Here is a 12,846-nt window from a genome sequence, read left to right on the forward strand (position 1 = left end):
CCTTTTCATCGGCGCGGTTTTCCCCTATAGGCAGCCATCCTCACGCGCAGCCGCGCGCTGCGGACACCTCCACGGGCCCTGCTGGACGACATCCCGGCTTGTGCCTTAACCCTTTGAACAGGAGACCCCGATGTCGATCACTGCCGAAGAGAAAGCCCAGACCATCAAGGATTTCGCCACCAAGGACGGCGACACCGGCTCGCCCGAGGTGCAGGTCGCGATCCTGACCAAGCGCATCACCACGCTGACCGAGCACTTCAAGACGCACAAGAAAGACAATCATTCGCGCCGCGGGCTGCTGATGATGGTCGCCCAGCGCCGCAAGCTGCTGGACTATGTGCGCGCCAAGGACGAAGAGCGCTACAAGTCGCTCATCAGCCGCCTCGGCATCCGCCGCTGAGGCCTGCCGCGACAAGGATAAGGAACGCCCGCCCCTTCGGCGGGCGTTTTGTATTGAGGGGCACTATTGATGGCCAGATGCCGCCGCTTGCCGGCATCGCGATGTGCCAATGTGATGTGTATCGAAACCATCGCGTTAGAATTGGGTATCCACGCCATCATCATAGCCGAGCAGATGCAAAGGTATTCTTCAAGGGCGACGGCTCGCTGAACAAATTCATTGGCGCATACGACGCGCCGCTGCGCCGCTCGGCATGTGGATAAGTTCGCCACAGCCTTGAACCCACGGAAAAGCAAGGTTGATCGGACGGTCTGCGCTCAGCGCATTTCTGCGGCCCGGTCCCGGTTTGGCCTTGGTGAATCCAGGAAAAACGACCATATGCATCATATGCTTCCCCGGCGACTCATCTCTTACTGGCAGCATGTCAGGTACCTGCCGCTGCTGTCGGCGCTGACCTATTCGCGATGGCGGACATTCGAGACGCGTTCGCGCGCCCTGGGGTCGGCCATTGGCTGGGTCATGCGCTGGTTCCCCCCGGCCAGACGGAAATTCGAACGCGAACTGCTGCGCGTCTATCCCGACATGCCGCGTGGCAGAAGGGCGATACTGAGCCGCGAGATGGGCCGCAACATGGGTCGGACGCTGTTCGAGATCTACCACTGTGCCGAGTTCCAGACCCAAGGAAAAAAATTCAACGCCTCCGGCCCCGGCCTTGCAGCGCTGGAAGCAGCCCGCGCGGCCGGAAAGGGCGCCATCATCGTCTCTGGTCATTTCGGGCAATGGGAGGCGGTGCGCGCCGTGTTGAAGGCGCGCGACCTGGAAACCGGCGCCGTCTACCGGCCGCAGACCAACCTCCATTATCAACGCCGGCTGCTGGCCGGTATCGAAGCGGGCGGCAAGCCAATCCTTGAAACCGGAACGATCGGAACGAAGGCGCTTGTGCGCCATCTGCGCAGCGGCGGTTTCATCGCGATCCTCCTTGACGAAAAATATGCCGAAGGCGTGCGTATTCCCTTCCTCGGGATGCCGGCACTGACATCTCTGGCCGCCGCACAGCTCGCGTTGAAATATGACCTGCCGATGGTCCCGGCCTACGGCACGCGCACGGGAGATGGCAGCACCTTCAACGTGGAGTTCGAGGAGGCCGTTCCCCACACTGACAGCCTCACCATGACGCAGGCCTTCAATGACAGCCTGTCGAAACGCATCCGTGCCAATCCCGATCAGTGGTACTGGCTTCTGGGTCGCTGGAAAGGGGCGTGACGGCGTCCCGGACGGGTCCGCTTCGAAATGGCCACGCATATTCTGCCGCTTGCGCCAAGCTCGCCCTCGGCCCGCCCGACGACCAGAGATCTGGTGACGGGGTGATCGTGCCTTTCCTTGTTCCGCACCGTTCATTGCCGGGGCAGAAATCCAGCGGCAAGCACGGCTGATCGCGTCGGGGACGTCGCCTTCAGTTGCCGACTGTCGGTCAAGGACCGAAAGGCCACCACCCCCCACGCCCCCACTTCCCAAACCCTCGTTTTTCCTGTATGGCCCCGACCATCTGAGACGTGACGCTCTGACCCCGGCGTGATGCGAAGGATTGGGGTCGGCGGCAATGGGGCCGCCACAGGAACGGGAGACCCGGGATGGGCCCGGGAGCGCTCCCTTACAGGATACGTTGAATGTTCAAAACTACCACGAAATCCATGCAATGGGGCGAGGAAACCCTCACCCTGGAAACGGGCAAGGTTGCCCGTCAGGCTGACGGCTCGGTCATCGCCACGATGGGCGAGACCTCGGTCATGGCCAATGTCACTTTCGCCCGGCAGGCGAAGCCCGGTCAGGACTTTTTCCCGCTGACCGTGCATTACCAGGAACGCTATTACGCCGCGGGCAAGGTGCCCGGCGGCTTCTTCAAGCGCGAGGCGCGCCCGTCTGAGAAGGAAACGCTGACCTCCCGCCTGATCGACCGCCCGATCCGCCCGCTGTTTGTGGACGGCTTCAAGAACGAGGTTCTGGTCATCTGCACGGTGCTCAGCCACGATCTGGTGAACGAGCCCGACATGGTGGCGATGATCGCCGCCTCGGCCGCGCTGACCATTTCGGGCGTGCCCTTCATGGGGCCGATCGCCGCCTGCCGCGTGGGCTATGCCGATGGGGAATACATCCTCAACCCCGAAGTCGACGACATGCAGAAGCTGCGCGAGAATTCCGAGCAGCGGCTCGACCTGGTCGTCGCCGGCACCAAGGACGCGGTGATGATGGTCGAATCCGAAGCCTACGAGCTTTCGGAAGAGGAAATGCTGGGCGCGATCAAGTTCGGCCACGAAGCCATGCAGCCGGTGATCGACCTGATCATCGACCTGGCCGAAGATGCCGCGAAAGAGCCGTTCGATTTTCAGCCGCCCGATTACAGCGCGCTTTATGAGCGGGTGAAATCGCTGGGCGAAGCGCAGATGCGCGCCGCATTCGCGATCCGCGACAAGCAGGAGCGCACCACGGCCATTTCCGCCGCGCGCGACGCCGTGAAGGCACAACTGACCGAGGAAGAGCTGGAAGACAGCAATCTCGGCGCGGCCTTCAAGAAGCTCGAATCCGCCATCCTGCGTGGCGACATCATCTCGGGCGGCGCCCGTATCGATGGCCGTGACAACCAGACCATCCGGCCGATCGTGGCCGAGGTGGGGATGCTGCCGCGCACGCATGGCTCGGCGCTGTTCACCCGTGGCGAGACCCAGGCGCTGGTCGTCTCCACGCTGGGCACCGGCGAGGACGAGCAGTTCATCGACGCGCTGACCGGCAACTCCAAGTCGAACTTCCTGCTGCACTACAACTTCCCCCCCTACTCGGTGGGCGAGGTCGGGCGCTTTGGCCCTCCGGGACGGCGCGAGATCGGCCATGGCAAGCTCGCCTGGCGGGCGCTGCAGGCAGTGCTGCCGATGGCGACCGATTTCCCCTACACCATCCGCGTCGTGTCGGAGATCACCGAGTCCAACGGGTCGTCGTCGATGGCCACGGTCTGCGGGGCGTCGCTGTCGATGATGGATGCAGGCGTGCCGCTCAAGGCGCCGGTTGCCGGTGTGGCGATGGGCCTGATCCTCGAAGAAGACGGCCGCTGGGCCGTGCTGAGCGATATTCTCGGCGACGAGGATCACCTGGGCGACATGGATTTCAAGGTCGCCGGGACCGAAGCTGGCATCACCTCGCTGCAGATGGACATCAAGGTCGCGGGCATCACCCCCGCGATCATGGAGCAGGCGCTGGACCAGGCCAAGGCCGGGCGGATGCACATTCTCGGCGAGATGAACAAGGCGCTTTCGGCACCGCAGGGATTCTCGGAATATGCCCCGCGCATCGAGACCATGACCGTGCCCTCCGACAAGATCCGTGAAGTGATCGGCACCGGCGGCAAGGTGATCCGCGAGATTGTCGAGGTGTCGGGCGCCAAGGTCGACATCAACGACGATGGCGTGATCAAGATCGCCTCGAACAATGCCGAGGCCATCAAGAAGGCCCATGACATGATCTATGCGATCGTGGCCGAGCCCGAAGTGGGGCAGATCTATACCGGCAAGGTCGTTAAGATCGTCGATTTCGGCGCCTTCGTGAACTTCTTCGGCAAGCGCGACGGGCTGGTGCATGTCAGCCAGATCGCCAACAAGCGGCTCAACCACCCCTCCGATCTGCTCCAGGAAGGGCAGGAGGTGAAGGTCAAGCTGCTGGGCTTTGATGATCGTGGCAAGGTTCGCCTGGCGATGAAGATGGTCGACCAGGAAACCGGCGAGGAAATCGCCGCCGAGTAATACCCGAAAGGCGACGCCTTTCCGCATGAACCAAGCAAACCCCCGGACGCTGTCGTCCGGGGGTTTCGCATTGCCGGCACGGGCCTGCACGGCGGGCCGAACGCCCCGTGTCGCCACTGGGGTCAGGGTTTGCCGAACACGCTGAATCCCGACCAGTAGCCGGGCAGCGACATCGCATCGCTTCGGGCGATCATCGCCCGCTGCGCCCGGGCCAGCGCAAACGCCGATCCACCCTCTTCCTGACGAGCCGCGTAGAAGCCCAGCGCCAGTTCCCGCGTGGCGGTATCCTCCACCTCCCAATGCGTGGCGATGATGCTTGGCGCGCCGGCATGGTTGAAGGCCTGCGCGATCGTGCGGTGTTCGATGCCGCTGACGCCCAGCCCCGTCTCGCAGGCCGAAAGGAACACCAGTTCCGCGTTCGCAAGCGGCAGGGTCATGATTTGCGGCAGGGTCAGGCGGTGCCCGTCGGCCAGCAGCAGATAGCTGTTGCGCGGATCGCGATGATCGAGCTTGCCGTGCATCGCCAGATGCAGAAACCGCGCATCGCGCGCCCCGTCGATCAGCGCGTCGATCGTGGCGGTTTCACCGATCTTCAGATCGACGGGATCGTCAGCCAGCAGTCGGGCGATTTCCTCTGCCTCGCTGCGGGCGCCGGGCAAGCTGCCGTCGGGGTCGCCAAAGACGAGATGCCCGAAGGCGAAACCGGGCACATGCCGCAGGTGCGACTGGAGCGAATAAAGCGAGCTGGCCTTGCCGAAGGTGAAATCCTGCACGGCGTAGCGGGGGCGCGGGCCCGACAGATCGCGCACCAGCGCCCCGGCAGGAACATAGCTGAGCACCCCGGTCGGCGCCACGAGAACCAGATCAAAGGGTGCAAGCGCGTGTTCGACCGGCCGCAGAAGCTGATCGTAAAGCCACGCCAGATCGCGGTTGAGCCGTTCAGCGGCCGCATCGTCGAGCCCTGGCACACCAAGCGCAACCCCCGAACGCATCTGCCCGCCGGCGCCCCCCTCGTCGGGCGCGGGTTGGTCATTGCCGCCCGAAAGACCGCCGGACTGCGCACCAGAGAGCAAAGTCGCCAGATCGCTCAGGTCGCCGCCGTCAGGCAAGGCGTCGCCCCCCCTGCCCGCCGCGCCGCCAATCCGCCCCGCGGCCTGTTCAGCAAGCGCGGTCGCAGCACGGCGTGTGACCGCCTCAAGCTCCTGGCGCGTCACGTCGACCTGACGGATCTCCTGCCCCTCGCGCGAGATCAGGTTGAGATAGAGCGCCCGCTCGCCCGGCAGGAACTGAAGCACCGCAACACCATCAGGAAGCTCGCGGCCCAGCGCCTGCAAGTCCAGCGGGTTGATCTGAAGCATCGCGAAAAGCGCGGGCTCGCTTCGCTCCAGATCGGCAAGAAAGGCGATGTCGCGCTGCCGGAGTTGCGCGATGCGGCGCTCGATCTGGCCGGCGCCGCTGCCGCCGCGATCCCCGCCCAGGGCCAGTTCCTCCTCCAGCCTTGCAAGCTGACGGCGGATTTCGCGAAACGCCTCCAGCCGCTGCCCTGCGTCGCTGTCGGGCGGAAGCGCCTCAAGCAGGATATCGCTCACTTCGGCCATCTTGCGGCTTTCAAGGGCCGAAAAGGCAAAATTTCCCTGCGCCTCGCCGATCAGGAATGCCTCCGGCCCGGCGCCGCGCGGGTCGTAAACGGTCACGCCGAAATCGGTCGCCATGTAGATCCGGCCCAGCGGGTCGGTCTCGATGCCGCGCATTGCGCGCCCACCATAGGCGGCGTGCTGCTGCGCGGGCAGCATCCAGTTCAGGCGCTCGGGGTAAAACCAGACCCCATCGCGATACCCGACGACACCGCCCGCGGTTCCGAAAAGATAAAGGCCATCCCCCAGGTGCACGCCCTCGGTCCCCAGGTGCAGCGCCAGTTCCCGGCTGCGAAGCGCGAGGTAGCTGGCATCCTCGGCAAGACGCAGGTCCTGAAACCTTGCCTGCGAATGAATGGCAAAACCGCTGTTTGTCCCGACGATGGCACGGCCGTCTTCCAACGGCGTGTAGCCGGTAAGAAACCAGCCGCCGATGACATCATCGCCCACCGGATGGAAACCCTCGCCATCATATTCGAACAACCCGCCTGACAGGATGATGCCGTTCCAGATGCGATGGGCCTCGTTCGAGGCCACCAGCAGGATGCGCCCATCGGTCGTTTCCACAAGCCGCGAGAGCATGTCGGAGCGGACATCGAAATAGGGCTGACGCAGGAAAACGCTGAATTCCTTCGCCTGGCTTTCGCCTTCGCGCAGCCTGAAAAGGCTGGGGCCGGTCAGCACCCATATGGTGTTTTCGCGATCGACGAGAATCTGCCGCACCTCGGTCGAAGTGCCGGTGATGCTCTGCCCAGGGCGCGCGTCAAACAGTTCCAACGTGTCAAACTGGCCGTCATCGCGCGGGGTCATGCGCAGGATGCGCGCGCCGTCATTCACAAGCAGCGTGCCATCGGGGCCGCTGGTCATGGCCGTCGTCTCGGTGAAGGTGACAGGCTGGGGCGGCGCGAAAGGGTCCTGGTGGTCAATCGCGCGTATGCCGCCCCATGAGCTGGCCACAAGTGTCGCGCCAAGGTCGGGCCGCGTCAGCATGGCGGTGACGTCGGCTTCCAGCACCAGCCGCGCATCGGCTTCCTCCAGCACCGAAACACCCCGTTGGGTGGCCAGCAACAGCCGGTGCCCCGACACGTCAAGCGCCGAGACGGGCTCGATCCGGTCCTGGCCGGGCAGTTCGAAATGCTCGAAACGCTCGTCACGATAGAGCGAGACCCCCTGATCGGTGCGCACACCGAGCGCTGTTTCCCCCTCGAAGACCGGCACTTCCGAGAAACCGTATATCCGCCCGCCCTGGGCGATGGTTTCCTGCTCGGGCAGCACCCTGAAACGCAGCGGCCCCTCGGGCATTACGGCCCCCTCAAGAACCTGCGCGCCCCGAATGGCCAGTATCCGCCCCTGCCACACAATGATGTCTGTCAATTGCTCGTCACTCAGCAAGCGGATGCCGTCGGGGCCGATCAACTCAACACGGTCCTGCCGGCCGATGACCAGCTCATCCTCGTTGATCGCACGCAACCAGAGGACGGCCTCGCGGCTTTCCAGAGCCGGCACGGCATCCGGCTGCATCGACACCCGCGCAAGCCCGCCCGCGCCGCCGACCCACAGTGTTTCACCTGTCGCAGCCATGGCGCTTACGGCGCCCTCGGGCATACCGGTGCTCCCCTGCGCGCGGATTTCAGGCGGATCGGTATAATCGCCCCCCAGCCGCATCAGGCCACCGGCAGTGCCCAGCCAGAGCGCACCGCCATCATCCTCGAACATCGCATGAATGGTCGAATAGGCCTCGGCCCGGTCATAATCCAGATTGGGCGAAAACCTGCCCGCCGAGCGGTCGAATCCGTGCCACTCCCAGAACCCGCGGCGCATGACCGAGAGGCCGCGCTGCGTGCCCACCAGCAGATCGCCGTTTGCACGCACCAGAACCGCATTGGTCGCCGCAAGCCCCTCGAGCGCGGGCGGAACAACGGCCCCCTGCCGGTGATGCCGCCACAAGCCGGGATTCGACAGGAAAGAGTTGCGCAGCCACCCGCCCGTCGAAAGCCTGCGCAGCGGGGCCTCGGCAAAGGCTGCGGCAAGCGCGCGGGCCTCGTCCGTGCCCTGTTCCAACGCCCAGTCGCGCATCTCGAGCCAGTTTCGCCATTCATCCTGCGGCAGCCCCTCATCAAAGACATCGCGCGCCATGGCGTGCCACAGCCCGACCGCCTCAAGCCCCTGGGCAGACGTTGCTCCCGGACGGCCGTCGATCGCGTCAAAGATCAGCGGCCGGACAGTATCGAATAGTTCCGCCGCATGGCCGGGCTGCGCAGCACGCTTTGCATAAAGGTCACGAGCAAGCGCAAGCGCTGCCTCAGGCTCGACGCCGAGGTCGCTCCAATACCCGTCACGCAACGCATCAAGTTCTTCGTCTTCAAAGGGCAGTTCGCTGAAGTTTGCCTGCTGCTCGGCAAGCTGGATCATCGAAAGCAATTGCTGAAAGGCCTGCGTCACCTGCAGGGCGATCCGCGTGTCGCTGCCCCCTTCGCCCTCTGCCTTGCCCTCCACGCGCAGAATTTCGCCATGCGCATCATACTCCACGCTGATCGCACCAATGCCCTCAATGCGGATGTGAACCGGGAGCCCCTGTTCGTTATACGTGAAATACAGTGCCTCATGGCCGTCAGCCTGAAGCTCCACGATATTGCGGCCGGCCATCGGATCAAGCGGCCCGTCGTCATAGCCAAGGCGCACCGATTGGCCCGTTCCGGTGCGAATCTCTGTCAGATGCAGCCCGTCCCGATAGGTGAACTCGACCCAGGCGGCCCCGACGCGCAGATAGGTCAGAGCGCCCGTAACCGGGTGGTAGCGGCGTTCTTCCATGATCCCGTCGGGACGGCGAAGCACGACAGTTGCCGCCTCGAAATCGATCCGGCTGAGAACATTATGCGCGCCACCATGCGCGCTTGCGCGCGCGCTCTCCAGCCAGCGCACATACCTGTCACTTGGCGAGACCGAACCGGCACGGGAATAGCGAAGCTCGTAAGCCTCGCGATACAGGCCAAGGCTGCTCAGGGCCGAGCCGCGAATGCTGTCATTGCCTGTGCCGGGGTTTGCACGGTCATTCCGCTCGAGCAGATCCAGCGCCACCACTGGCGATCCCCCCCAGCGCGCGTGGCGCTCGGCCACTTCGCGCAGGCGGCTGCCGTCACGGGGCGCACGGTCGAGGTATTCATGGGCCGCCACGAAGGCATAACCGCCGATCCTCAGATTCTCGCGCACGTCGGCATCGAAAAACCGCTTCCAGGCCTCTTCGTCATTCAAGGTGTGGGCTTTCAACACCGCCTCGGTCGACTCCGACGAGGGGCCTATCCGCCCCAGCGTCAGGCGGCGTTGCAGCCAGTAGTTCCTCGCGCCCAGACCGTGGTGACGCGCCATCTCGATATCGTCCAGCACCTGCTCCGCATGTGGCTGCGCCTCCACGCGTCGGTGCCGGATCGCGCCATCGCGGGTAATCGCACGGGCATCGTAGAGGCGGCTCAGTTCGCCCGAAAGCGCCTGTCCGGCCTCAAGCGCCGTGATGCCCTCGTTAAGTATTGCGACCGCTTCAGCCCAGTTTTCGAGTTCGTCACCCTGAACTTCGCGGGCCTCTTCCACCCAGCCGAACGCGGAGCGCGGCGCCGCTTCGCGTGCGCGTTGCCAGATAGCCCCGGCATCAGGCGAAAGGCGGGCAAGCTCACGCCACATATGGAGCGAATGGGGAAACTGCCGAAGCGCCGCCTCAAGCACCTCTCTTGCTTCGTCCTCGCGCCCGGTGTCGCGGGCATAATCAGCCAGGCGGGCCAGGGTCCAGCCGGTGAACCGCCCCTGCGCGGTCATACCCGCCAGCAATTCAAACGCCTCCGGGCTGCGACCGGCGGCATTCAGATCGAAAGCGAAATTGCCCTCGACCCAGACCGCGTCCGGGGCATCCCGCCGGACCAGAGGCAAGAGTTGTGGCGTATCGCCCGCCCGGCCCAGCGATAAAAGCGCAGAGCGCCAGGTGTTGATCTGCTCTACCGTCAGCCGTTGCCCCGATTGCAGCCACGCCTGCGCCAACCCCGCACCTTCGGCATGGCGCCCGGCCTGGTTCAGAGCTGTGGCAAGCTCTTGATGGGCCAGGCGGAAGGCCGGATCGGCGGTTGCCACGGGCATCAGCAGTTCCACGACCTCGTCGGGGCGAGCCTCGTCACGAACGACAAGGGCCAACGCCAGGGCCAGGTCCGGGTCATCGGGGAAAGCCTCGAGCACCTCCAGCGCCACCGCGCGGGCTTTGCCAAGCTCCCCGGCGATGCGCAGCCCGGTGATCATGCTCAGCGCGGCCTGCCTGTCGCGGGCCTCCGGCGCGAAACTGCGCGCGGCACGCTGTTCGATTTCGCCGGGCAAGTCATCGAAACGACGCGTCAATGCCAACCCGCGCGCGACAAGCGCGGTGTTGAACCGTATGAAAGGGTAGGCCTGCTCGGCCCGCAGCATGTAATCGAGCGCCGTTTCGAAATCCTGCGTGTCGATATATTGGTAATACATCCGCCGCAGCGCGTTGGTGTCATTTGGCGTGTGTTCCAGCCAGGCATGCACCGCCTGGCGGATATCGGCCGCCTCGGCGCGCGGGGTCGCGGCGCGCCAGTCGCGAAACGTCTGCGCCGCGCCGCCGCCAACGGTCGCGCCATCCAGCCCGGAGGCCGGTATGGACCAGGCCAGGCCGAAATCACCCGGGTAAAGCGTCGCGGCGCGTGCCTGTATCTGCTGCAGTTCTGCGCCCTGCGCGGACCCGGCAAGTTCGAACATGGACCAGTAGTCCGACACCCCCAGATCGAGCGCCGCCTGCGCAAGTTCGGTCACATCGTCGTCTTGGCGATACTGCTCACTCTGAAAGATGCGCAGGGCGATCTCCTTGCGCCGGGCACGCTCGGGCGGCAATGCGCCGGGCAGCTCGGGCAGTTGGGTTGCGCTGACCTCACCCTGCGCCTGTTTCAACGAGAACCAGACATGGATGCTCATCGGGTGGGTCTCGTTCCCCAGCAGATCGGCCTCGACCTCTTGGACAAGGGTTTGCAGATCATCCGGCCCCTGCAGGAACGCCGCTGACCACCTCCTGATCCGCGGGTCTGCGAAAAGGTCGGTGGCGCCCTCCAGCTGTGCGGACGCAAGCCTCTGCGGCAGGTAGAGCCCGGCGCCCTCGGCCCGTGCCACCGAGGCAAGCGCGGTCGCGGCGACAACAAGCACACTCAGAAATGCAATGATCCGGCAATTCATCGTTTGAAGGGGATGCATCTCCGGCCTTCTCCCTGGCAAAAATATCTCGGGTCTGCTCTCGCCCGGCCAATCGGGAACGATCCTAAGCCGATTCAATCGGCTGGCGGAAAGAAAAAATGTATCAACACCGCATGATCAGCCGTGAAGCCGATCGTGATGCGCGGATTTGAAAAGCACCAGCCGCGCCCGATATCATAACCTGTATTCCACAGGCAGGCAGGCAGTTGCTCGCAGGCGCGGCGGCCCAGCACCTCTGGGCGTGCCAAACGCCTGCCGACGCTGCGAGGCACCCTTGCCACTGCTGCGCGGGGGTGCCAAGTTGCTGCCAAACCACAGGAGGCCCGAATGCACGACAGGCGTGAATTCTACATTGATGGCGCATGGGTAGCCCCGCGCGAGGGGCGCGATTTCGAGGTGATCGACCCTTCAACCGAAGAAGTCTGCGGCATGATCTCGCTTGGCGGGCAGGCCGATACCGATGCCGCTGTCGCCGCCGCGCGCGCGGCTTTCGACGACTGGATGCTGAGCGACCCACGCGAACGGTTGGAACTGGTGAAGCGCATCGGCGAGGTCTATGAGGCCCGCAAGGATGACATGGCGCGCACCATCAGCCTTGAAATGGGCGCGCCCATCAACCTGTCGCGCCGTAGCCAGGCGCAATCGGGGCTAAACCACATCCGCGCCTTCATCGAGGCCTTCGAGAAGGTCGAATTCATCGCGCCGCTTGGCCCGCACGCCCCCGAGGACCGGATCATCAAGGAGGGCGTCGGCGTCTGCGCGCTGATCACACCGTGGAACTGGCCGATGAACCAGATCACGCTCAAGACGATCCCGGCCTTGCTGGCGGGCTGCACGATGATCCTCAAACCCTCCGAGATCGCGCCGCTTTCGGCGCACCTCTATGCCGAAATCCTGCACGAGGCCGGCGTGCCCACAGGGGTGTTCAACCTGGTCCATGGTGACGGCCCCGGCGTGGGCACGCAGCTTTCGGGGCACAGGGATGTCGATATGGTCAGCTTCACCGGCTCGACCCGCGCAGGCATCGCAATTTCCAAGAACGCGGCCGATACGCTCAAGCGTGTGCATCTTGAGCTGGGCGGCAAGGGCGCGAACCTGATCTTCGCCGATGCCGACGACGATGCCGTCGCGCGTGGTGCCCGGCACTGTTTCAACAACAGCGGCCAGAGCTGCAACGCGCCCACCCGGATGCTGGTGCAGCGCGATGTCTATGACGCAGCGGTGGAGACCGCGCGCGAGGTGGCCGAGGCCACGCGCGTGGCGGCCGCAAGCACCGAGGGGCCGCATATCGGCCCCGTCGTCAGCGCGGCGCAGTTCGAAAAGATCCAGGGCCTGATCCAGGCCGGCATCGACGAGGGCGCGCGGCTGGTTGCCGGTGGGCTGGGCCGGCCCGAGGGGCTCAACCGCGGCCATTTCGTGCGCCCGACGGTATTCGCCGATGTGAATAATCAGATGACCATCGCGCGCGAGGAAATCTTCGGCCCCGTCCTGTCGATCATCCCCTTCGAGAGCGAGGAAGAGGCCATCCGCATCGCCAATGATACGCCCTATGGCCTGACCAATTACGTCCAGAGCCAGGACGATGCACGCCGGCACCGCGTGGCGCGGCGGCTGCGCTCGGGTATGGTCGAGATGAACGGCAAGCCACGTGGCCGTGGCGCGCCCTTTGGCGGAATGAAGCAATCGGGCAACGGGCGCGAAGGCGGCGTCTGGGGGATCGAGGATTTCCTCGAGGTCAAGGCCGTCTCGGGCTGGGGCGCCGAGGATTGAGCCACGCATGACG

At 64.7% G+C, this 12,846-nt stretch carries 5 protein-coding genes; 4 read left to right on the top strand and 1 reads right to left on the bottom strand.

Annotation, left to right across the window (positions count from 1 at the left end):
- The first annotated feature begins 130 nt into the window (after positions 1 to 130).
- From rpsO to pnp, 3 genes are all read left to right on the top strand, one after another.
- Positions 131 to 400: a 30S ribosomal protein S15 gene (rpsO, locus tag DQ229_RS10295; protein WP_114966171.1), complete on the top strand. Its 270-nt coding sequence runs from the start codon at positions 131 to 133 to the stop codon at positions 398 to 400.
- A 387-nt stretch (positions 401 to 787) separates the two neighbouring features.
- Positions 788 to 1,663: a lysophospholipid acyltransferase family protein gene (locus DQ229_RS10300; protein ID WP_114966172.1), complete on the top strand. Its 876-nt coding sequence runs from the start codon at positions 788 to 790 to the stop codon at positions 1,661 to 1,663.
- Positions 1,664 to 2,067: 404 nt separating this feature from the next.
- Positions 2,068 to 4,188, top strand: coding sequence for a polyribonucleotide nucleotidyltransferase (gene pnp, locus DQ229_RS10305; RefSeq protein WP_114966173.1), 2,121 nt, complete (start codon positions 2,068 to 2,070; stop codon positions 4,186 to 4,188).
- A 122-nt stretch (positions 4,189 to 4,310) separates the two neighbouring features.
- On the opposite strand, the gene DQ229_RS10310 is transcribed toward pnp, so the two are convergent.
- Positions 4,311 to 11,015, bottom strand: a complete 6,705-nt coding sequence (locus DQ229_RS10310; protein ID WP_162300829.1) for a CHAT domain-containing protein — start codon at positions 11,013 to 11,015, stop codon at positions 4,311 to 4,313.
- 375 nt (positions 11,016 to 11,390) lie between these two features.
- On the opposite strand from DQ229_RS10310, the gene DQ229_RS10315 reads away from it, so the two are divergent.
- Positions 11,391 to 12,833 (top strand): aldehyde dehydrogenase family protein, encoded by a 1,443-nt coding sequence (locus DQ229_RS10315; protein WP_114966175.1) that lies wholly within the window; start codon positions 11,391 to 11,393, stop codon positions 12,831 to 12,833.
- Positions 12,834 to 12,846 lie beyond the last annotated feature (13 nt).

This window comes from Alkalilacustris brevis, assembly GCF_003350345.1.
GTDB lineage: Bacteria > Pseudomonadota > Alphaproteobacteria > Rhodobacterales > Rhodobacteraceae > Alkalilacustris > Alkalilacustris brevis.